The sequence below is a fragment of the Nitratireductor aestuarii genome, assembly GCF_014641695.1.
GTDB lineage: Bacteria > Pseudomonadota > Alphaproteobacteria > Rhizobiales > Rhizobiaceae > Chelativorans > Chelativorans aestuarii.
On sequence record NZ_BMIF01000001.1, the window covers coordinates 93,485 to 114,621 of the forward strand.

Annotated in this window: 27 protein-coding genes; 3 read left to right on the forward strand and 24 right to left on the reverse strand. The window is 63.6% G+C overall.

From position 1 onward, the window contains the following. The first annotated feature begins 32 nt into the window (after positions 1 to 32). The gene (locus tag IEX27_RS00520; RefSeq protein WP_188718981.1) at positions 33 to 638 is read left to right on the forward strand and encodes a TetR/AcrR family transcriptional regulator; all 606 of its coding nucleotides are present in this window, start codon (positions 33 to 35) and stop codon (positions 636 to 638) included. 139 nt (positions 639 to 777) lie between these two features. Continuing rightward, positions 778 to 1,191: an NAD(+)--rifampin ADP-ribosyltransferase gene (arr, locus tag IEX27_RS00525; RefSeq protein ID WP_188718982.1), complete on the forward strand. Its 414-nt coding sequence runs from the start codon at positions 778 to 780 to the stop codon at positions 1,189 to 1,191. 36 nt (positions 1,192 to 1,227) lie between these two features. Here arr and IEX27_RS00530 read toward each other — a convergent pair whose 3' ends face one another. The 23 genes from IEX27_RS00530 to IEX27_RS00635 form a co-directional block, all read right to left on the reverse strand. Continuing rightward, positions 1,228 to 1,668, reverse strand: a complete 441-nt coding sequence (locus IEX27_RS00530) for an apurinic/apyrimidinic endonuclease family protein (RefSeq protein ID WP_188718983.1) — start codon at positions 1,666 to 1,668, stop codon at positions 1,228 to 1,230. A gap of 9 nt (positions 1,669 to 1,677) precedes the next feature. After that, positions 1,678 to 3,663 (reverse strand): conjugal transfer protein TraG, encoded by a 1,986-nt coding sequence (locus IEX27_RS00535; protein ID WP_188718984.1) that lies wholly within the window; start codon positions 3,661 to 3,663, stop codon positions 1,678 to 1,680. Between the two features lie 26 nt (positions 3,664 to 3,689). Further along, positions 3,690 to 5,429, reverse strand: a complete 1,740-nt coding sequence (locus tag IEX27_RS00540; RefSeq protein WP_188718985.1) for a relaxase/mobilization nuclease domain-containing protein — start codon at positions 5,427 to 5,429, stop codon at positions 3,690 to 3,692. 244 nt (positions 5,430 to 5,673) lie between these two features. Beyond that, positions 5,674 to 6,435: a lytic transglycosylase domain-containing protein gene (locus tag IEX27_RS00545; protein WP_188718986.1), complete on the reverse strand. Its 762-nt coding sequence runs from the start codon at positions 6,433 to 6,435 to the stop codon at positions 5,674 to 5,676. 3 nt (positions 6,436 to 6,438) lie between these two features. Next, the gene (locus IEX27_RS00550; protein ID WP_188718987.1) at positions 6,439 to 6,786 is read right to left on the reverse strand and encodes a DUF736 domain-containing protein; all 348 of its coding nucleotides are present in this window, start codon (positions 6,784 to 6,786) and stop codon (positions 6,439 to 6,441) included. A 45-nt stretch (positions 6,787 to 6,831) separates the two neighbouring features. Next, positions 6,832 to 7,377, reverse strand: a complete 546-nt coding sequence (locus IEX27_RS00555; protein ID WP_188718988.1) for a S26 family signal peptidase — start codon at positions 7,375 to 7,377, stop codon at positions 6,832 to 6,834. After that, complete coding sequence (locus IEX27_RS00560) at positions 7,374 to 7,895, reverse strand: DUF2840 domain-containing protein (RefSeq protein WP_188718989.1); 522 nt, start codon at positions 7,893 to 7,895, stop codon at positions 7,374 to 7,376. The genes IEX27_RS00555 and IEX27_RS00560 overlap by 4 nt, the downstream gene beginning before the upstream one ends. Continuing rightward, positions 7,895 to 8,146 carry a hypothetical protein gene (locus IEX27_RS00565; protein ID WP_188718990.1) on the reverse strand — a complete coding sequence of 84 codons (252 nt, stop codon included), beginning with the start codon at positions 8,144 to 8,146 and terminating at the stop codon, positions 7,895 to 7,897. The genes IEX27_RS00560 and IEX27_RS00565 overlap by 1 nt, the downstream gene beginning before the upstream one ends. After that, on the reverse strand, positions 8,143 to 8,781 hold the full coding sequence (gene parA / locus IEX27_RS00570) for a ParA family partition ATPase (RefSeq protein WP_188718991.1): 639 nt from the start codon (positions 8,779 to 8,781) through the stop codon (positions 8,143 to 8,145). The genes IEX27_RS00565 and parA overlap by 4 nt, the downstream gene beginning before the upstream one ends. 208 nt (positions 8,782 to 8,989) lie before the next feature. Continuing rightward, positions 8,990 to 9,877 (reverse strand): replication initiator protein A, encoded by an 888-nt coding sequence (locus IEX27_RS00575; protein ID WP_188718992.1) that lies wholly within the window; start codon positions 9,875 to 9,877, stop codon positions 8,990 to 8,992. A gap of 11 nt (positions 9,878 to 9,888) precedes the next feature. Continuing rightward, positions 9,889 to 10,170 carry a helix-turn-helix transcriptional regulator gene (locus IEX27_RS00580; RefSeq protein WP_188718993.1) on the reverse strand — a complete coding sequence of 94 codons (282 nt, stop codon included), beginning with the start codon at positions 10,168 to 10,170 and terminating at the stop codon, positions 9,889 to 9,891. 124 nt (positions 10,171 to 10,294) lie between these two features. Further along, on the reverse strand, positions 10,295 to 10,588 hold the full coding sequence (locus IEX27_RS21250; protein WP_244630201.1) for a DUF2285 domain-containing protein: 294 nt from the start codon (positions 10,586 to 10,588) through the stop codon (positions 10,295 to 10,297). Positions 10,589 to 10,745: 157 nt separating this feature from the next. Then, on the reverse strand, positions 10,746 to 11,060 hold the full coding sequence (locus IEX27_RS21640) for a transcriptional regulator domain-containing protein (protein ID WP_373869850.1): 315 nt from the start codon (positions 11,058 to 11,060) through the stop codon (positions 10,746 to 10,748). A 116-nt stretch (positions 11,061 to 11,176) separates the two neighbouring features. Then, a complete protein-coding gene (locus IEX27_RS00590) occupies positions 11,177 to 11,440 on the reverse strand; it encodes a DNA -binding domain-containing protein (RefSeq protein ID WP_188718994.1) in 264 nt (87 codons plus the stop codon). A 120-nt stretch (positions 11,441 to 11,560) separates the two neighbouring features. Continuing rightward, positions 11,561 to 11,800 (reverse strand): helix-turn-helix domain-containing protein, encoded by a 240-nt coding sequence (locus tag IEX27_RS00595; RefSeq protein WP_188718995.1) that lies wholly within the window; start codon positions 11,798 to 11,800, stop codon positions 11,561 to 11,563. Between the two features lie 192 nt (positions 11,801 to 11,992). After that, positions 11,993 to 12,319, reverse strand: a complete 327-nt coding sequence (locus IEX27_RS00600; protein ID WP_188718996.1) for a DUF736 domain-containing protein — start codon at positions 12,317 to 12,319, stop codon at positions 11,993 to 11,995. A gap of 565 nt (positions 12,320 to 12,884) precedes the next feature. Continuing rightward, positions 12,885 to 13,328, reverse strand: coding sequence for a hypothetical protein (locus IEX27_RS00605; RefSeq protein WP_188718997.1), 444 nt, complete (start codon positions 13,326 to 13,328; stop codon positions 12,885 to 12,887). Positions 13,329 to 13,471: 143 nt separating this feature from the next. Then, complete coding sequence (locus IEX27_RS00610; RefSeq protein WP_188718998.1) at positions 13,472 to 14,083, reverse strand: LysE family translocator; 612 nt, start codon at positions 14,081 to 14,083, stop codon at positions 13,472 to 13,474. Then, entirely contained in the window at positions 14,080 to 14,751 is a 672-nt protein-coding gene (locus tag IEX27_RS00615) for a B3/B4 domain-containing protein (RefSeq protein ID WP_188719561.1), read from the reverse strand. Before IEX27_RS00615 ends, IEX27_RS00610 begins: the two co-directional genes overlap by 4 nt. Positions 14,752 to 14,827: 76 nt before the next feature. After that, a complete protein-coding gene (locus IEX27_RS00620; protein ID WP_188718999.1) occupies positions 14,828 to 15,634 on the reverse strand; it encodes an AraC family transcriptional regulator in 807 nt (268 codons plus the stop codon). 99 nt (positions 15,635 to 15,733) lie between these two features. Next, on the reverse strand, positions 15,734 to 16,657 hold the full coding sequence (locus IEX27_RS00625) for a DUF2493 domain-containing protein (RefSeq protein ID WP_188719000.1): 924 nt from the start codon (positions 16,655 to 16,657) through the stop codon (positions 15,734 to 15,736). 607 nt (positions 16,658 to 17,264) lie between these two features. Continuing rightward, entirely contained in the window at positions 17,265 to 17,993 is a 729-nt protein-coding gene (locus tag IEX27_RS00630; RefSeq protein ID WP_188719001.1) for a class I SAM-dependent methyltransferase, read from the reverse strand. A 363-nt stretch (positions 17,994 to 18,356) separates the two neighbouring features. Then, positions 18,357 to 19,256 (reverse strand): LysR family transcriptional regulator, encoded by a 900-nt coding sequence (locus IEX27_RS00635; RefSeq protein WP_188719002.1) that lies wholly within the window; start codon positions 19,254 to 19,256, stop codon positions 18,357 to 18,359. A 99-nt stretch (positions 19,257 to 19,355) separates the two neighbouring features. On the opposite strand from IEX27_RS00635, the gene IEX27_RS00640 reads away from it, so the two are divergent. Continuing rightward, positions 19,356 to 19,958, forward strand: coding sequence for a short chain dehydrogenase (locus IEX27_RS00640; RefSeq protein ID WP_188719003.1), 603 nt, complete (start codon positions 19,356 to 19,358; stop codon positions 19,956 to 19,958). Positions 19,959 to 20,086: 128 nt separating this feature from the next. Here IEX27_RS00640 and IEX27_RS00645 read toward each other — a convergent pair whose 3' ends face one another. Continuing rightward, positions 20,087 to 21,118, reverse strand: coding sequence for a DUF7146 domain-containing protein (locus tag IEX27_RS00645; protein ID WP_188719004.1), 1,032 nt, complete (start codon positions 21,116 to 21,118; stop codon positions 20,087 to 20,089). Between the last annotated feature and the right edge of the window lie 19 nt (positions 21,119 to 21,137).

A 21,137-nucleotide genomic window follows, 5' to 3' on the forward strand; every position in this document is an offset into this window, starting at 1 on the left:
ATTATATAAATTCAACTACAGAAAGGATGCTCATGACCACCAGAGGCCGGCCCCGCAGCTTTGATCGCGATGACGCGCTTGCCCGTGTGATGGAGGTTTTCTGGGCAAAGGGGTATGAAGGCGCGCAGCTCAATGACCTCGTTGCCGCGATCGGCATCACACCGCCCAGTTTCTATGCGGCCTTCGGCTCCAAGGAAGCGGCTTTCCATGAAGCGGTTGATCTGTACCTGGCGACGGTGGGCGCGGGACCCAGGCGCGTGCTGGAAGAAGCGGCAACGGCAAGGCAAGGAATTCGCGCCTCATTGGAGGAAAGCATCAATGTCGCGCTTTCATCGAAGTCGGGCGGGTGCTTTCTCATCCTCGGCCTCGTCAACTGCCTGCCGGAAAACGAGGCCGCACGAGCTCATCTTCTTGCCGCCCGCCACAAGACGGTGGCGATGTTGCGCGAACGCCTTGAGCGCGGGGTCCATGAGGGAGACCTTCCGCCCGACACGGACGTTGAGCGCCTGGCTGACTTCTATAACGGGATCATGCAGGCAATATCGTTCCAGGCGCGCGATGGCTCTACTCGCGAGCAGCTCACGGCCCTGATCGAACCGGCGATGACCGCCTTGGGCCCGATCACGAGAGGCGAATGATGCAACGGCAGTGTGCCGGAGATCCTGCATACGTTGGCGCGAACCATTCGCGGACGGTCGATCGTTTTCACGCTGGCTGCCACAATGGAAGTTGGTGTCGAGAATCCAGTCGTTGAAGCCATCAGAGGAGTGACGAGAATTGTCAGCCACTGCCACCATGTTTTCCAAGTCGTTCTTCCACGGAACCAAGGCTGATCTTGCACCAGGAGACATGATCGTCCCCGGCCACCAGTCCAACTTTATCGAAGGCAAACCACTATCGTGGGTGTACTTTGCAGGTACGCTGGATGCGGCGATCTGGGGCGCTGAGTTGGCCGCGGGTAGTGAGCGGGAACGGATCTACGTGGTGGAAGCAACCGGCGCGGTCGAGGACGATCCCAACCTGACGGACAAAAGGTTTCCTGGTAATCCTACGCTGTCCTATCGCTCTCCCGAGCCGCTGCGCGTCATTGCCGAAGTGACTAAGTGGCACGGACACCCGACTGAACGATTGCAAGAGATGAGGGACGGCCTCGCCCGTTTGAGGGCGCAGGGTACCGATATCATCGACTAGGGCCGGGCTCGCTTCCCACCATCCACGCACACCATCTTAGGTGGAACTGCGATCGGATAGAGGCTCAAGCTCCTCTGAAATCTCCTGCCTCAGTTTCGGTCCCTGCGCGAGTCGTCGTCCGAGCGCGGTCACGAACGCCTCGTAGCGCTCTGCCGCCTTGGCGCGTGCCGCGACCTGCGCCGGCTCCGGGAGCGGCGGGTTGGAGGTCAGCCAGAAGCGGATGAACACGGCGAGCGTCTCGACCGATATACCGAGATCGCGCTCCATGCGCGCCATGCGGCGGTCAATCTGATCGAGCCGCTTCGTCGTCGCCGCTTCCTGCCGTTCCGCGGCGTCTGGCGAGAGGAATGACGCGATGCCAGCCTCGGCGACCAGGGACAGGGACAGGTTGCGCCGCGCGGCATGCTCGGCGAGCGCCTTCATGACATCCGGGTCGAGATAGACGGACAGCCTTTGTTTCTTGGGAGGCTTGGGCACTGGCGCCTCCTACAATTCGATGCCGTCGCCGGGATCGAGCGAGGCCTGTCGGGCTACCTGGCGCATCGTCTGCGTCATGCGGCCAAGGCGGGCGGCATCCTCCTCCACGTCATCACGGGGATCGATCTCGAATTCGTTTTCGATGACCGGCTTTCGCTCAACGGTTTTGGTTCGGCTCAGTTCGGGCTGATGCCGGCGCTCGGACTGCGTCGGATCGTCATCGGCCACATCATCTACGGCGACGGGCGTGTTCAGCACCAGCCGTTCGGGCAAAGCCAGCGTGCTCCAATCGTCTGCCCTTGCGCTCGCCGGTTTGGTCAGGCCGGGGGGCGTGAGGATGCGTTCCTGAAATCGCCGATCCTCGTAGTAGCGGGCCTTCTTCGCACGGATCGGTGGGATGCCGGCGACCATGACGATCTCGTCGGACGGCGGGAGCTGCATGATCTCGCCCGGCGTCAGCAATTGCCGGGCGGTCTCCGAGCGCGACACCATCATGTGGCCGAGCCAGGGCGAGAGGCGGTGGCCGGCATAGTTCTTCATCGCCTTCATCTCGGTGGCGGTGCCGAGCGCATCCGAAACGCGTTTGGCGGTCCGCTCGTCATTGGTCGCGAAGCTGACCCGGACGTGGCAGTTGTCGAGGATCGAATTGTTCGGGCCATAGGCCTTCTCAATCTGGTTCAACGATTGGGCGATGAGAAAGGCCTTCAGGCCGTAACCCGCCATGAACGCGAGCGCGCTCTCGAAGAAGTCCAGGCGTCCCAGCGCCGGAAACTCGTCGAGCATGAGCAGGAGCCGATGGCGGTTGCCCTTGGCCTGCAACTCCTCGGTCAACCGCCGCCCGACCTGATTGAGGATCAGTCGGATCAGCGGCTTGGTCCGATTGATGTCCGACGGTGGCACCACGAGGTAGAGCGTGGTCGGATGCCTTCCGCCGACCAAGTCGGCGATGCGCCAGTCGCAGCGGCGGGTGACCTCGGCGACGACGGGGTCACGATATAAGCCGAGGAACGACATCGCGGTCGACAGCACGCCGGATCGCTCGTTGTCGGATTTGTTGAGCAGCTCGCGCGCCGCGCTGGCGATCACCGGATGCGGGCCGGCCTCACCCAGATGGGCGGTCTTCATCATCGCCGCGAGGGTCGACTCGATCGGGCGCTTCGGATCGGAGAGGAAGGCGGCGACGCCCGCCAAAGTCTTGTCGGCCTCGGCATAGAGGACGTGCAGGATCGCGCCGACCAAAAGCGCATGCGACGTCTTCTCCCAGTGGTTCCGCTTCTCGAGCGAGCCTTCCGGATCGACCAAAATGTCGGCGATGTTCTGCACGTCGCGGATTTCCCATTCACCGCGGCGCACCTCAAGCAGCGGATTGTAGGCCGCCGACTTCGCGTTCGTCGGATCGAACAGCAGGACGCGGCCGTGGCGGGCGCGGTAGCCAGCGGTGAGAGTCCAGTTCTCGCCCTTGATGTCGTGGACGATTGCCGAGCCCCGCCAGGTCAAGAGCGACGGCACAACCAGACCCACGCCCTTGCCCGAGCGGGTCGGCGCGAAGCACAGCACATGCTCGGGGCCGTCATGTCGAAGATAGTCGCGGTCATGTTTGCCGAGCACGACGCCATCCGGACCGAGCAGGCCCGCGGCCTTCACCTCGTCAGGGCGCGCCCAGCGGGCCGAGCCATAGGTCTCGACATTCTTTGCTTCGCGTGCCCGCCACACCGACATGCCGATCGCGACTGCGATGGAGATGAAGCCGCCCGACGCGGAAATATAGGCGCCCTCGACGAAGATCGGCGGCGCGTAGGCGTCGTAGAAATACCACCACCAGAAGAAGGCGGGCGGATAGTAGATCGGCCAGCCCGCGAGTTCGAACCAGGGCAGTCCGAGCTGAGGCTGGAAGCCGAGACGATAGGCCGTCCATTGTGTCGCGCCCCAGGTCGTCATCAACACGATCAGGAAGACGGTGAGAATCTGACCCCAGAGGATTTTCGTCGCCGACATGGCGGGGCACTCCTTTCTTGGTTGGGCTACATGCCGAGGCCGCGACTGCGGCCGAAGCTCCAGTCGACGCCGCTGCCTCCGCGCGAGACGCCGGAGACATGCTGGCCGAGCTGACGTTCGAGGGCGGGCGACCAAGGCACGAGCTGGAAGCCGAGGCCGTCATCGATCATTGCGTAGCGGCCCGAGGCGAGCGCGAAGCGCTGCCGATAGGTGCCTGCCACATACTCGCCCGTTCCGGCCTTGGTGAATGGCCGACCGGTCTCGGTCGCAAGCTGCTTCCCGAGCGCTTCGACCTCGCGCCGGCGCAAGGTTTCGATCAACCCCGGCGAGAAGCTGACGCCGCGCGTTTGCCGCTCGGCGAGGCCTTGGCTGATGAGGTGCTCGGCCCGCCGGTCCATCGCCTGGCGCACCTCCGCGCCGAAGCCGCCGCCGCCGAGTGACACCGGCTCGCGGGCGATGGCCTGCCGGTCGAGCCAGGTGGCGCCGGTCGCATGCACCTGGGCGGAGATATCGAGATCGGAGCGAACCGCGAGCGCGACACGACGGCGGCCCTGCGCATCGTCGAACTTGCGCAACTCGACGATCGAACCCGGCGCGCTGTCGCCGGCGGCATCGAGATCGGCGAGCTTGATATGGTGGGTGCGACCGTCGGTGCCGTCGACCACGGCGTAGGCCGTACCCTTCAGCTCGTCATCGAGACCGCGATCGACCAGCCGGCCGATGACCGGATCGTCGATGCTCTCGCCGGCGAGCACATAGCTCGCGGCGCCGCGCTCGATGCCTCGTTCCGTCAGGCCGAGGTGGATGCGCTTGATGATGTCGCCGCGCTCGCCGAGTGCGCGGAGCGTCTTCTCCGCGGTCTCCGATACCATCCACTGGCCGGGACCGACCTGATCGGCGAGGCCGAGTGTCTCCAGCTTGCGCAGCCGACCGACCTTGAGCGCGTGGAACTCGTCGGGCTGGCGATCGGGATGTGGGGCGAGATCGGCCACGCCCGTGCGATAGCTGTCACGGGCGATCTGGCGATCGAGATCGGTCCAGCGCTCCGCTCCGATCTGCCGTTCGAGGTTGCGGCGGATCTCCTGCTCGCTGCGCGGCCCCAGCTCCTGCGTGACGAGATCCTGCGCTCGAGCGCGCATGCCCTCCTTGATGTAATCGCGTGAGATGACGAGGTCCTGGCCGTCGTCGGTTCGCCCGCGCAGGATGATGTGAACGTGTGGATTATCGGTGTTCCAGTGGTCGACGCCGAGCCAGTCGAGCTTGGTGCCGAGGTCCTTCTCCATCTGACCCATCAGCTCGCGGGCGAAGCTCTTGAGGTCGCTCATCTCCGTCGCGTCCTCAGGCGAGACGATGAACCGGAAGTGGTGCCGGTCGTCCTGGGTGCGCTCGGTGAAAGCCTTGGAATCGGCGTCCTCGGTCTCGGGACCGAACAGGCGCGCTTTCTCTCCATCCCGGGTGACGCCCTCGCGGCGGAGATAGCTGAGGTGCGTTGCAAGCGGCGCGGCCCGCGCGCTATGACGGACGACGCGCGTCTTGATGACCGTGTTGCGCGATCGGCTCGTCAGAAGACGATTGGCCTGCACGGTCGCGCGCTGTCCGCGTCCGAACCGCGAGCGATTACCCTTGCTGATTTGGCCGGAGCGCGAGACGCGTCCACCGGCCCGTTGTGCGGCTGCGAGCGCCTGGGCGATGAAGGGCCGTGCCTGCTGCGCCCGGGTAGAGCGGATGCGGCCAGGCCGGATGCGGAAATCGTCCTCGGCGCTCATGGCCGCCACTCCGCACATCGCGCAAAGCCGAGAAAATCCCTGACAAAATCGCAATTGCGCAGGCTGCGCCGATCAGGCGCACCTCGCGCAAATGATTTATAAGTCACTGAAAACACACGACCGCACCAAGCCGCACCTCGCGCGCTTTTATCTCGCCATCGTGCGGTTGTGCTGTCGGCTCCTCCTCTCCAAACCGCCCTTCGTCCGCCAGAACACGCCACAATGCGAGCGGGTGCGGACGCGATCATCGCGGGCCACCAGAGACTCTGCGGGCAACGAAAAGGCCATCGGTGCGCGAAGCCGCCGGGCCTTGACCGCGCTCCGGGGCCGCCGCCGTGGTGGCGTCTGGCTCGCTTTCAGACTGCAACGGCACGGCAGACCCTCTGCCGGCGGACTGCACGACGAAGAGCGGCGCCCGAGTCCAGGCGAGGGGATCGGCGGCCGCCACCGTGACGCGGCCGGTGAGTTCACCGCCGCCGACAATGGGAGCAAGCGTCGCGACATAGGCGCGCGTTTCAGCCGGCAATGGGCGGCCCGCGAGATATTCTTCGTAGCGGCCCGGACCCGCGTTGTAGGCCGCTAGGAAGCCGGGCGATCCGTAGCGATCGTGCATCTCGCGCAGATACGCAGCGCCGGCCAGAATGTTGTCGCGCGGATCGTAGGGATTGCCGCCGAGCCGATGACGGACGCGCAGTTCGGCCCAGGTGGCGGGCATGACCTGCATCAGGCCCATCGCGCCGGCTGACGAGATGGCACGCACATCGCCGGCGCTTTCGACGCGCATGACGGCGCGTATCCATGCTTCTGGAACGCCGAACCTGTGCGCGGCCTCGGCGATGAAAGCGCCATAGGGATCATTGCGCGACGGCCGCTCGATCGGAGCCTGCTGTGCGCTGGCCGGGCTTGCCCCCGGTGCGGCGAGGATCAGGCCTGAAAGGAGAAGGAGGGCTGCACGTCGGAGAGAGATCCTCCCTCCGACGGCAGGCTGATGGCGCGCGGCGGGCATCGTTCAGTCCCGCTCGCCGCGCTTCGGCGGGCGATTCCAGTGCAGACCCCAGGCGGACTTGTCTTCGGCCGACTGGAACAGGTTGGCGCGGATCGGATGGTCGAAGGTCGGATCGTCGAGTTGCAGCGAGACGTAGTCACCGGCCTTCTCGCCGGTGCGCTTCCAGCCCGCCCCAATCTCCGCGCCGGTCTCATTGCTCATGGTGTCGAGAACATGGACGCGGAAGTCCGGTGCGTTCTCCGCGTCGGAAGGCTCGGCCGCGACGATGATGATGTCCTGATGCACGGACAGCGTCGTCAGGTGGCCGATGAAGCCATCGTTCTCGCGCGTGAATTGACCGATCACGGGCATGGTCGTCTCCTTCAGATTGCGGTGGGCAAGGAAATGGGCGCGCCGTCACCGCGTCGGCGCGCGCCAGACGAAGCGGCCGTTGCCGTCCTCGTCGGTGTAGAGAGGGATGGCCCGCCCGATCACGGCGGACGCGGGAAGCGGGCCGAAATAGCGACCGTCGAGGCTGCTGCGGACTTGCCAGTTCATCAGGAACAGCTCGCCGTTCGCGACCAACCGGCAGCCCTGCCACACGGGGAGCGGGCGACCCCGATGATCGCGACCGAGAGCGTTGCCCATCGGCACGCCGTCGACAGTGATGGCGGGTCCGGTCCGGCAGACCCGCTGTCCCGATAGCGCGGCGACGCGCTTCAGCAGCGGCACGCCGCGGGGCAGATAGCCGCCGTCGGACAGGAAGGTTGCGAGCGGCTCGGGCGCGTCGACGGCCACCAGATCGGTTACATCGAGGTTGCCCACATCGCCGATCGTGTAGAAGCCGACCGGCGTGCTGGCGGACGCGTTCCAGATCAGCCGCGGCGCGAACGAAGCGATCGAGGCGACGCCGAGAAGCGACACGGCCGCCGTCGTGATGACGGCGTAGAAGAGCCGTGTCATGCGCCGATCTCCCGGCGCAGAAGAAAGGCGCGATGCTGGCGCGGGCCATAGGCGCGCGGTGTTTCGCCGACGGTCATTCGGTTGTGGACGTGGCGCCAGTGGTCCGGCGAGACCTCGATCGGGTCGATGCCGCGCGCCTCGATGGCGTCGATGAGCTGGAGCATGCGCTCCACCTTCGCCCAGCCATCGACATGCAGCAGGACCTCTGCGCCGGGCGTCACCGTCGGGACGGTCTGACACGGCGCGTCGCACTCGACCGTGCGCAGGATGTCGAGGCGCGAGAGCACGGTGCCGTGCTCGTTCGCCGCCCAGCGCACCAGCGCAAGAACGCTGCCGGGAGGAAAAAAGAGGACGCGGCGGCGGCGGTCGAGGATCTGCTCGCGCCGCTCGCGACCGAAGCGAATCCAGTGCTCAGTTTGCTTCTCGATCCAGACGAGTTCGACCTGGGTGAAAGCTTCGGGCGGCGCCTCGGCGGCAGCACGGCCGACGCGCATTGGCGCGGCGACAAGGCCGGTCATTATCCTTCTCCTGACGGGGGTGGGAATTCGCGCTCGAACAGCGCGCGCAGCATGTCGGCGACGGTCTGGCCGCGCTGGAAGGCGGTGATTTTGATGCGGCCGCGCATGTCGGCGGTGACGTCGATCGTCAGCCGGGCAGAGAAGTCCTCGGCGGCCTGGCCGCGGGGTGCGTGGCGATCGGGCGCCTTGATCCAGCTTTCGGGATCGGCGGGACGCGCCGCAAAGCTGCGCTTCGAGGACCGCTCGCTCATGTGCTGATCCTCGCGACTTCCGCCGCGAGCGCGGCGATCTCGCGCGCGCCAGGGCAATCCTCGTCCTGCTCGGCGGCGAGCCGGCCGGTCTGCACGACGTTGGCGAAGATGATGCGCTGGCCGATCGTGGTGGAGAGCACGGGCGGGTCATGATCCGCCAGTGTCTCGGCGGTCTCGCGCGCCAGGACCGTGCGAGCCGCGCAGCGGTTCAGCACGAAGCGCGCGGCGAGCTGCGGGCGATAGATGCGCGCCTCGCCGAGCAGCGCCAGCATTTCGGCGGAAGCCCAGCCATCGAGCGGCGACGGCTGCACCGGGATCAGCGCGAGATCGGCCGCGAGCAGCGCCGAGCGCATCAACCCGGCGACACGGGGCGGGCCGTCGATCACGACATGGTCGGCGTCGTGGGCTAGCTCCGGCGCTTCACGGTGAAGCGTGTCGCGGGCCAGGCCGACGACACCAAACAACCGCTCCAACCCCTCCCGGCTGCGCTGCTGGGACCAGTCGAGCGCCGAGCCCTGCGGATCGGCGTCGATCAGCGTGACGCGCTGTCCACGGCGAGCCCATTCGCCAGCGAGGTGAAGGGCGAGCGTCGTCTTCCCGACGCCGCCTTTCTGGTTGAGCAGCGCGACGATCATGACGGTCTCCCGGCGGTCGGGGACTTGTCCACAGCGGCCGAAAACGGCAGTCGCGTTAGAAAGATTCCGTAGGAATCTAGGTTAGATAAGTTACGGAGCTCGCAAGCTGCTGATTGAGCGCGAGGAATCGACAATTCCGGTCCCTGATAGCACGAGAGTCCGGTCCTCGATGGCACGATAGTGCCGGTCCCTGATAGCACGAGACGATTCACAGCTTACCCCCAGGGTGAGGTTTGGTCCGGCGACGACGGCGCGGGATGCCGAGGGCATCCGGATCGGTCGGCACGAAGGAGAGGATTTCCGGCCCGCCGAAGCACTGCTCGATGGTTAGGCGATAGCCGGGAAGCGGCTGGCGTTTGACGATGTTACGGAGGTCGTAGGCGAAGTGCTTGAGCGGCGAGAGGCTGCCGGACTTCGAATGGAGATGCGGGAAGTCGAAGCTCCAGCCGAACTCCTGACGGCCGCCGTGCTTGCGCACCAGGCGGTAGAGCCAGCGTTCAAGCCCGCCGGTCAGGCCGAAATAGTTGCGATCGATCGTCAGCACGAGCGCGTCGTCGAGGACGGCGCCGTAGAACCAGTCGGGGACGATCAGCTCGAGTCCGAGCGGGCGGCCACGATGATCGGCGCGCTCCTTCCATTCGTTGATCCAGGAGAAGCGGTGCATCCGACGCTCGGTCGGCTGGCGGATGGAGGTCGCCACTGTGGTCGACTGAAGCCGGTCGAGCGCGGCCTTCAGGCGGTCGTAGTCGCGCAAGCTGACGCCTCGACCGATGAAGTTGAGGATTTCATAGGGCGTCGTCGCCATGAGGCGCGACGGCCGCAGGCCGAGGTCGCGCGCCTCGACGATCTGCGACGCGGCCCAGATCAGGACGTCGGCGTCCCATATTGTGGCCATGCCGTGCTCGGGCACTCCCTCGACGCGGATCTTCACGGCACCAGCCTTGAAGTCGATCGGCGCGAGGCGTTTCGATTTTGCGAGCGAGAAAAAGGGGTAGGCCATGAGGTCCTGTGCATCGCGGGGCGCCAGATCGCCGGGCAGCGCCCGGAACAGATCGAGCTGCGCGCGCTCATCGCGATGATGGTGGCGGAACGACATGGTCGGTCACCTCAGCGCGGAACGCGGCCGCCGGCCGTGGCGGATAACGGCTGGCGCTTTGCCGGCAGCACAGAGCCGCCGCGCGGGTCGGAGGTCGAGGTGACGAGGCCGCGATCCGCCCAGCTGTGCAGATCCTCTACGGAGTAGACGACACGGCCGCCGAGCTTGCGATAGATCGGCCCGGTGCCGTAGGTGCGGTGCTTCTCAAGGGTGCGTTCGGACAGGCCGAGGAAGCGGGCCGCCTCCTGCGTTCTCAGATAGCGTTGCGGTAGATTGGCGGTTTTTTCGGCCATGATAGAACCTCCGTGGTCTCGCGGAAGGTCGCTTCGGGTGAGCGGCGGGTTGCGAGCACGGTGGCGCGAAGACGGTGTCTCGGACGATGTCGAAGTAAGAATGTCAATTTCGACACCAGCGGTGTCAGCGATTCCGGCGAGGGCGGCGGAGCAACAGCCGGTATCCTCCGCGAACGAGTTTCAAACCGTCACGGGCAAGACGGATGGTCGTCTCTCGGATCGGGCTTCCAACCCAGGACGCGGAGTCAGGTTTGTGCTGAGGAAACATTACCTCGGCGATGGCGAGATAGGTCAGGCCTGCCTCGCGGGCATCAACAACACGCAGCATCTCTTTCGCACGTCGCCGCCGTTGGCCGGTCAGGCGCATGTCCGGCGGCACACGCCGGCCACGCGCCGCCGCCCACAGCCGTTCGACCATGGCCAGCCGGTCCGGCGTGTCGTCATCGAGCAGCACCACGGCCGCGAGTGGTCCGGCGAAGCCGGGATTCGCGAGGCTGGCGTCGAAATACTCTCCATTCAGCACGACGTGAAGATCCGCATCGCGCTGCGAGGCGGTCGCGTTCCGCTGAAGCCGGTCAGCCGTGAGATGAAACTGTTCGAGCGAGGCGGACCCGGGCTGGAGCAGGATCGCGCCCGGGTCGGTTTCGGGGGTCCAGAAGATCGGCTGGGCGATCGCGGTCAGCCGCGGCTCTGCCGGGAAATCGCAACCCCCATTGCTTGGTGAAGTCGACGGCGTCCTGGGGCGATATGCGGCCGCTGGACACGAGCTTCTGAAAGGCCTTCTTGTATTCCGGATTGCGGCGCAGGAATTCCCAAGCAAGCTGGCTTGGGGTCAACGCGTCAACGTAGTCGTAAGCGGTGCCAGACCGCCAACTGTCATCCTGGGACATACTCCAACCTCCGCCCGCGATTGGTTCAACGCGAATTGTCAGGCCACGACGATTCCAAGTTGAGCAGTGCTGGGGAAGAACGAAGTTAGATCAACGTGATGCGGGAAATGCATCACCTAGTGCTGCTGGCGATCGCTGAGCTCACGAAACCCGTTGTCACGGATCCATTTCGCTCGCTTGAGATGGGCAGTATAAACCCGGAGCGCCCGGTCGGTTTCGGCCCGAGCATCGATACCGAAGAGAACTTCGACGACCTCCTTCCAATCGGCTCCTTCCGCATCGGCGTCGAGAAGGCGAAGGTATAGCTTGATGTGCGCCTGGTCGTAGGCCGTCAGTGCGGCGCCGCTCGGCGGCTGATCCAGAAAATCGCTTTTGGTCATGGCATTCCCTGACGGCTAAAATTATCCGTTCTGGAAGGGTTTGTTAACGGCAACTCGCCCGAATGAAGGGCGCAAGCTGGGGTCGCGAGCACCCGTGAAGTCAGTGTGATAGCGCGACCATTATTCGGCCTTTCCATGAACAAGCATCACTCCCACGCTTTGGTCGGAGGTCAGGAAGACAATCCCGTTCCGCTCAAAGGCACGTCTGACCTCGTCGCGCGTGCTTTCATACACCTCGAGACCGTTTTCGGATTCGAGGCGCTTGAGAGCGGTCAGCGATACCCGGGCCTTGTCAGCGAGCGTCTCCTGCGTCCAACCCAGCAACGCGCGCGCGGCCCGCGATTGTCGGGCGGTGATCATGCATGATCACCTCCCACACGGACCTACGCGCACGCCAAAACTACGACTATTATAGTCGCTCTTGGAGGCCGCTACCAGTCGGAAGCTACTGAATCCGCCGCTCACAACTGCTGGGGACGGGAAACTGATTCGGTCGTCTTCCTTGAATGGGAGGAAGGCCCCGGCCTGAGGGCCGGGGCTTCGCGGATGGTCTCAGTCGCTGCGCCGGCCGTTGGGACGGGACCAGATCAGCGAGAAGGTGTCGCCTTCCTCGTCGTCGAAGAGGTTGGCGTAGATCGGGGCGTTGAAGCTCGGATCGTCCAGCTTGAGGCCCAGATAGTCGCGGCCCTCGTTGGAGCGTTTGGACCAGGCGGCGCCGATCTCGGCGCGGCCGACCAGAACCCGGTGGCTGGGGGCGTTCTCGCCGGTGGCGCGCTGGTCGGGGACGATGCGCACGTTCTTGGCCTGGACGCTGAGGGTGACGATTTCGCCGGTGAACTCGTTCGAGCCGGTCTTCTTGAAGATGCCGATGGTCGCCATTGTAAGTCTCCGTTTTCCGTTCCCGAGCCCGCACCATTGCGGCCTCGATGGCGATCGACTGGCCGGAGGCGATCGACGGCGCACCCCGAAGGGGCCTGACAGCTAAGGAGGGCTTTCTTGTCCCGCGAGGAATGACGGCTTGAGCCGGCAGGGGAAGAAAATTTGACGCGGCTGTTGCGCCATAGGCGATTGAGGCGCAGCCGGCCTTCGGCCAGATCAGGCCATTGAAGAGGCCGTTTGGAGCGGTCGAGGCACGGTCAGGTAACGGAGAAGATGGCGGCCGTCCCGCATCGGCAAACCGGCGTCATGGCAGGCTCACCGGCTTTCGTCTCCTACCGGCAGGCCGACGCTGCCGCACCCGGGCCTCCCATCTCTAACACGGGGATCGCCGCGCCCGATGTCCGGTGCGCGCCAAGACACGGCTCTGCTCCCTCAGGGCTCCAACGAAGACCGCCATTCCGGACCAGCGTCGATCCGCGTCGTACACGCCCATCGTTCCGATATGAGACGACGGGAGCAACCACGGTCACGGCTGCCCTGATCCTCCTGACGGCGATGACGAAGATCAAGCCCGCGCTAGATCCCGGCCGGAAGGGCCCGGCGCCGCCGCCATTCCAGCGACCCGCACGAAGGCGGTGATGCCGACCGCGATCGCACCGAGGACGGAGAACGTGATCTGCCACGCGTCGGACGGCATGAGGTTCTTCACGATGCCATGAGTGGCGTGGAAACCGGCGATCGCCGCCGGCGCTACGAAGGCTGCGGCCACGATCAGCTTCAACCACATGGGCCGTACGAAGGTGATGAGCAGATGTCCTGCGGCGAACGTGATCGCCGCCGCGACGGCGCCGACTAATATGGCGCCCGGGATACCAGCGCCCGTGCCGTGCGCCCAGGCGCCCGCCGTCACCCCGAGGAACGCCGGTAGTGCGAAGACGGCCAGCATGAACAGCAGCCAGCAAAGCAGGCTGATCGCTGCGAGAGATGCAAGTATTGCAAGGATGATCATGGTGGTGGCCTCCGCAAATAAAGGGGCTGACGGTCGCGCCTTCCACCACCACCTAACGGCGCGGGTGAAGGGTAGCGCAAGAGCGCGCGTGCTCGGAGCAGAAATCCGATATCCAGCAGTGCGTCACCCCTCCATGCCCTGCCTTATCGTTGAGCAAGTGCAAGTTGCACCGCGAGCCCAGCGAAAGCGGCGGCGAAGCCACGCCGCATCCACATCTGGACCGAGGCGTTGGAGATCACATGCCGCCGGACGGCGGCAGCGAAGGCACCATAGGCGGCGAAGATCACGAAGGTCAGAGCCATGAACACAAGGCTCAGTTCCAGCATCCTGTTGACAGGGGCCGCATCGCCCGGCCTCACGAACTGCGGCAGGAAGGCGAAGAAGAAGATCGAGAGCTTGGGGTTCAGCAGGTTGATGAGGATCGCTGAGACGATCACCTGCCGAATGCTCTTATCGCTTGTCTCACTGTTTAGGCTTAATATTCCGCGATCACGGTACATCACCCACGCCATGTAGAGCAGATAGGCAACGCCGAGATATTTCAGAATATGGAAAGCCAACGCGCTCGCGTGCAGCAGTGCTGCAAGCCCGCTGATCGCCGCCAGCATATGCGGGACGATGCCGAGCGTGCAGCCGAAGGCCGCGATGGAGCTGGCGCGAGCGCCGCCCGAAAGACCGGCAGCCACCGTGTAGATTGCGCCTGTGCCGGGTGACGCGACGATGACCAGAGTGGTGAGGAAAAATTCCAATGTCATAGCGGTTCCATCTCTGCCACCCCAGACCCTCGCCAGATCGCGGCCAGCGCCTTGGAGAGTGACGTCATCAGAGCCGCGACATCGTTTTCGGCAAATTCATGCAGGGCTTCGACCACGATCAGGACTTGTGTGGTATCGGCGCGAACGGCGGACCAACCGCTTTGACGATTGGTCCAGCGGCGCGCATGAGCGCGTCCGGTATCATCAGCGAAGATGACTTCGCCGGGTTCGGGATGCTCGATCTGCCCAGCGAAAGTCTCATAGGTTTCATCGCCGTGGGCGAGCCGCACGGTCATCGTGCCGGTGATCTTGCTAGTATCGAATACCGCGACCGGAATAGCGAAAGCCAGCGAGGTCGCGTTGCACAGGTCGATCAGCGGATGAAGCGCGGGAAGCGATCCTTCCTTGCGATAGCGCCTCAGCAGAGCTTCGGAGGCGCATCGGTATTGCGTCGGCTTGAGGCCCATCGTGGAAAAGGCGCCCCGCCAAGCCTGTATCTCGGGGAACGCGCCTTCACTTGCGGCGGCAAGCCGGTCATCGGCAGTCGTGACCAGTCGGGCAATCTGGATGGAGGCATCGACGTTCGCGCCGATGCCATCGACAAAAAGGGTGCGGGAACGAAGTTGCGGAAAGCGGGATCGGATTTCAGGGGTGTAGCGAAACTGTATGGGCATACTCTTGGCTCGATTGTTTCGAACCAATATGCGGTATGACCACTCGCCCCGTCTTGAAGGAAATTGCGGATCAGTTCATCGCGGCGGCATAGACGCGGGGTGACATTCCGTAAAAGCGGACGAAAAGGCGGGTCATGTGGCTTTGATCCGCGAAACCAGCAGCCTGCGCCGCATCGGCGAGCGTAGTGCCACCCGCAATCATCTGTCGCGCCCGCTGAAGCCTACGCTGGACAAGATAGGCGTGTGGCGTGAGGCCAGTCATCTTTGAGAAGCCTCGCAGAAGCTGGAATTGACTGACACCGCCGATTGCGGCCAATTCGGCCAGCGACAGCGGTGCGGAGGGGTCGTCGTCGATGCGCGCGCGTGCCTGTTCTATCGACTTGGGTGCTCCAGACCGCTCCCGATTCCGGCGTTCGATAAGTCGCGCCAGCATTAGGAGCAGATTTTCCCGGGCCTCGATTTCGGTATGGCCGCCGTGCAGATCGGTTATCGCGCGGAAGAGCGACAGGAAATACGTGGCCGTAATCGCATCCCGCATCGCCGGGTGTGAAAGCTCGGCGCTATCGGTGTCGCCGTTCGTCAGCGCGAAGATCGGACCAGCCAGCGCTGCCGGATCGAAATAGAGCATTCGCCAAGCGCGGCTGCTTGCGCCCAGCGGTGTGCCGTCATGCACTTCACCCGGATTAACCGTTATCACATCACCAGCTTCCGCCTCTACCATACCGCGACCGCTCATAGATTTCTGCGCACCGCGCAGGATGACGCCGATCCCGAATTGGTCATGGGTATGCCGACCGAACGCATGAGAAGTATCGGCCGAAACCGCATCCACGCCATTGATCCGGCAGCGGGCTACCTTGAACCGTCCTTTTGTCATCGCTCCGATACTACATCGCAACAGCAATACGAGCCATGTGAAACTGCCACCTTGCTTCACTAGATTTGCGCGCCGTCGTTGCGCGATGGCGGGCGGCGCTCACGCGCCGCCGAACTTCCAGACCGGAATGCCGAGCTTCGTGGCCTTATCGGCAAGATTGTCGTTGATGCCCGTACCGGGAAAGTGCATCACGCCCTTCGGCACGATCTCCAGTATCTGGTCGTTGCGCTTGAAGGGCGCTGCCCGACCATGCTTCGTCCAGTCGGGCGCGAAGCCGACCTGTGGCACGTTACGGTTCTTCGCCCAGAGCGAGGCGATTCTCTCGGCGCCCTTCGGAGACTTGCCGTGAATGAGCACCATGTCCGGGTGCTTGGCGCGTACCCGGTCGAGCTTGGCCCAGATCAGTTGGTGATCGTCAAAGTCGAGGCCGCCAGTGACGACGATCTTTGGGCCCGGAGGCAGAAGAATCTCTTGCTCGGCCCGCTTCTTCGCCATGAGGAAATCGCGGCTGTCGATCATCGCCGAGGTGAGATTCCGATGGTTGACTTTGGATCCGGTGCGCGGAAGCCATGGTTTGCCAACATGGCGCTCGTAGTGTTCGGCGGCCTGATCGCGCATCAGCTCGAAGGCGTTCTGGCGCTCGATCAGCGTGATGCCCTCGGCGATCAGGCGCTCCAGTTCGACGGACTTCACCTCGCTGCCGTCCTGTTCGCGCTGCGCCCGTTTCTGGGCCTGCTCGTTGTCGTCCAGTACCCGGCCGATCCGGTCGGTGGCACGATGGAAGACGTTGACGGTCGACCAGAGGAGATCGTCGAGGTCGGGCTCGAGGCGCGTGTCCTCCAGGGTGCTGATCAGCGCGTCGAAGATATCTGCTACGGCCCCCGCGACTTGGTTGCCGTCGGGCAGAAGCCGTTGGTCGGGCTCGTCGGCGAAGGGACGGTAGCCATGGAGCTTAAGTTCGTTGAGGACATGGTCGGTGGGTGAGGATCCGTGGTGCGGTTCGTAGTTGTCGTGTTCGCGCATGGGATGCTCCGTCGGTTGGACCGCGACCGCCGCGGCCTTCATGGCGACGACGCCCACGGGCGGGGCGGCCGGGCACCCGGAGCGCAAGCGCAGGGCTCGAGGGCAAAGGCCGGCTATTTTGCCTCGCGATGGAAAGCGGCCCTCAGGCCGCGCCGGAAAATAGTCGGCCGCCGCCATTGCCGGGTCGGACGGCTTGTGGGCCGATCGCCTCTAGAAGGCCGAGGCGTCCTCTCAGACAAGAGCATGCATACACACGAGCATGGCGGAACCGCTGGCAGGTGCCCCTTGTCGGCTACGTCTTCAGTACCATGAAGCATTCAACGTCCCAGGGCCGAGCCGCATCTGGCCTCGCTTCGTTGCGCATCGCGGGAGCATGTTGAAATCCTTGTCGACGTCGTCGAGCCGCGCGATATGGGGAATGCGTCAATAACGATTGCTTTGGTCCTTCGATGAAGTAATCCCGGATGGTTGCCGGCGGATCGCAGTTGCACAAGTATGGAGCCGGCTCACGCTATCCGGAACAGAACGGGTCGCCAGAGAAGGTGCGACCTTGTTGGGGGCCGCCGACGACGGGGCTCTTTCGTGGCCGGCGACACCGACGGCGTGCCTAGGTCTGAGCCGCGACGATCAGCATCATCGGTCTCTCCATCTCATCTACAAGCGCCGGCTGCTCTTCCAATTGAGCGCTGGTCGGAGACCATTCGTTTAGGTGGCGGACGGAAAATCCTGCGTCGAGGAGTGCGTTCACTGTCGTGGCGAGGCGACGGTGATATTTGACGACTCCCTTTGCGAACCAGTCCGTTTTCCGCTCGCCTTCCACTGCGTAATGATCGACCGGCCACGTACGGGTTCCATCTTGACGGGCCAGCCAGCCCGGTGAGGTGGAGGCCATGTAAATCGGATGCTCGATCGTGAAGACGAAATGCGACCCGGGAACGAGGGAGCGATAGATCGTGTCCGCAAGCCGGCGGAAGTCCTGCACGTAGTGAAATGCGAGGGACGAATAGGCGAAGTCGAACGCCGCGGTCGGCAACGTCAATGTGTCCAGGTCGGCGCGCTCGTATCGTACTCCGGCATGGGTTGTCTCCGCCCGCGCTTTCGCCAGCATGTTTTCCGACAAGTCGAGGCCGAGGACGGACGCTGCGCCCTGGGCCGCCGCCCACTGCGCGAACCACCCGAAACCGCAGCCAAGATCGACAATACGTTTTCCATTGATATCAGGCAGCAATTCTCTAACGGATGGCCACTCTGGTGCGCCACTCAAACCATGCACCGAGCGGGGCAGGGTGCTGTAACCTTCGTAGAATTCTGCAGTGTCGTAGATATTTTGAGCCATGTCTGTCTCCGATTAGGGCCGGACGACGGAGCGCAGACAAATAAAAGGCCCCGTCCGTTTCCGGCAGGGCCAAGGAACCGCGCGACGCTCCTCTTAGGAGCGCAACCGAGTTTCCTGCATCCCGCCTCTTGGGATGCAGGCCAGCCGGGCAACAATCAAAGCGGGGCTTTCGCGCATGCGGCGTTTTTATCCGGAAAGTGCTCCAGTTGCAAGCAACGGTTCCTGACTGTGCCGGGATACTGCCGCGAACTGCGCGAACCCGCAGATGTCGTTCTTGTTTTCATCATCTCCCATCGCAACTCCGGTCGGATGACATAGGTCAGGAGCCCGTCGGTGTCAGATGAGAGATGCTGCTCGTCGAAGCTAACTCTTTAGTCGGCCGCCAAGAAAATCGATGAATGCCCTGAGTTGCTTCGGCATCTGCCTGGCATTCGGGTGGTACAGATAGAAGCCAGCGAAAGGAGGCGTCCAATCGGACAGTAGTCGCATGAGCCGGCCAGCCTTGATGTGAGCCGCTGCCTCAATATCCAACAGATAGGCGAGACCCAATCCCTGTTCTGCAGCAGTCAGCATCATAGCTGTGTCATTGGCGATCAGGGGGCCGCTAATGTCGGCTTCGACCACCTCACCATCTCTCTCGAACTCCCAGCGATAGATGTTCATGGCACCTGGCCATCGGAAGCGAATGCAAGGAAATCGATGCAAGTCGCGGGGGCTTTCCGGCTCGCCTAATCGCGCGAGAAGATCAGGGCTGGCGACGACCATGGACTCCCGCTGGCCGCCCAGCCGGACTGCCACCATGTCTCTTTCAAGCGCTTCCCCAAGACGGATGCCAGCATCGAACCGACCGGCGACAATATCCGAGAACCTGTCATCGATAGTGATGTCGAGCGTCACCGCCGGATAAGCGTGGTGAAACGCCCGCAAGTGCGGTGCGAGAAGGTACAATGCGGCCACGCGCGAGAGATTGAGCCGCAGCGAACCAGCCACCTCGGCCTCTGGGGCGATCAACTCTGCCATGGCTTGATCGAAAGCGCCAAACAGGGGAACAATCTTGTTGAGCAGTGCCTGTCCCTGCTCGGTGACAGCGACGCTCCTGGTTGTCCGATTGAGCAGCCTTACGCCCAACCGGGCTTCGAATTCCCGCATTCGCTGGCTTAACGCAGATGGCGAAATCGCGAGCATCTTCGCCGCACCAGAGAAACTGCCGCGCTCGGCTATGGTTACGAACGCCTTAAGATCGGCAAACTCGCTGCCCCGCATTATGGATGATTTCCTTCAAAGCCATAGTTTATAATACCGCATTCCCTTCGCAAACCCAGCGGGCGATTGTCGCCTCACGTCAACACGGAGGAAGGTTCGATGAGAATTCTGGTTGTCGGCGCGTCGGGAACAATCGGCCGCCCGCTTTGTGCGGAACTCGCAACGCGTCATGAAGTGATTGCAGCCGGCCGCTCAGGTCGAGACGTTGCGGTCGACGTTACTGAGGCTGAAAGCATAGAGCAGATGTACAGGAGGGTGGGGCATGTTGATGCCTGCATCTGCGTCGCCGCATCAGGCGCACTCGACCATTTCGCCGACCTTACGGAAGCTGCCTTGCTCAAGAACATGCGGGGCAAGCTCTTTGGCCAGATCAACCTCGTTCTGATCGGTCAACGCTATCTTGCGAACAATGGTTCGTTCACGCTGACCAGCGGGATATTTGCCGATGAAGCCTGGCCAAGAGTTACGGGCGGGGCCGTTATCAGCGGCGGTCTGCATAGCTTCGTTCTGTCGGCGGCAATCGAGTTGCCTCGAGGCCTGCGCATCAATGCGGTGAGCCCTACTATGGTCGCTGACTCGGCAGAAGAATTCGGCGAGTTGTTTCCTGGGATGAAGCCCGTAGCAATGGATAGCCTTATTGCTGCCTACGTCGATTGCGTGGAGGGAAGCGGGACCGGTACGATCGTCAAGGCATACGGATAGCAACAGGATGCCGCCTCGCGGGTACGCAGGAAAGGAGTGCCTGATTTGCTCAGAGGACACGACCGATGCGCGGTCCCTTCCAGGATACGGTACGAGCACGGTCGCATTTCGCAGTCATTGTCCTGCCACTACGCCGCCTGCGCCATGAATCGAGCCGCGTCTGGGGGCGCGACTTGCATCCGCGTCTCAGCTCGAAGGGCGTCGATGCCGAGCGTGCGGAGATCCTCGTTGAAGTCCCCAAGCTGGGGCGAGATGACGATCGCCTCGACGCCGGCTGCGTTCGCCCGTTCTACCAGAGTGTCTCGGGCACGATGACCAGCTAGATCGTCGTCGTGCAGGATGTAGAGCCGGCGCAGCGTATCCGGGAACACGATGGCGGCGAGATGGGCAGCCGAGAGCGCCGCCAGCATCGGCATGTCTGGCAGAACTTGTCGGATCGACAGAACTGTTTCGATGCCTTCGCCTGCTGCCATCACTTCTCCGCAGACGCCAAAGCGGACTGCGTTGCCGAGGAGATCGCCCATCGCCCGGCGAGGTGTGTCGAGAGGGGCCTTGTCGCTGCGTTGCGGATCGAGCCAGGTGCGATGTGCTCCGGTGATCCTTCCGGTCAGGTCAGTGACGGCTGCGACCATGGCGGGCCAGCTTTCCGTCGGAGAATGCTCGTCGCGGCGATAGTAGCAGCGCGGATGGAAGCGCAGATTTCCGGTTCCGCGGAAATCTGTGATTCCGCGTTTGCGCAGATACGATTGCACGGGCGTTCCGGGAATAGGCCGGGTCATCGCGACCAGGCGACGGGCGGCTTCGGGCGAGCCGTGCGGAGGCGGCGCCTGGCGTATAGCCGCCGATGTCGGCTCGGACGGCGGAAGGCTGAGGAAGGTTTGCGCCTCGTCAACGACGTCCTTGAAGTCGGTCAGGCCGCAGCTTTCCCGGATGACATCGAGGAGATCGCCGTGTTCCCCGGTGGCGGCGTCAGTCCATTTGCCAGCTGCGCCCTTCGGCGAATCCTTCAAGCGAATATACATTGAGCGGCCGGGGGTGTTGCGCACATCGCCCACCAGCCAGTAGTTGCCCTGGCGCCGACCGTTCGAGAGGTAGCTGCGGCAGACCGTCTCGGCTCGATCGGCCAAACGACGCGCTAGATCATGCGGCCTCTCCGTCATGATGGCCTCCTTCATGAGA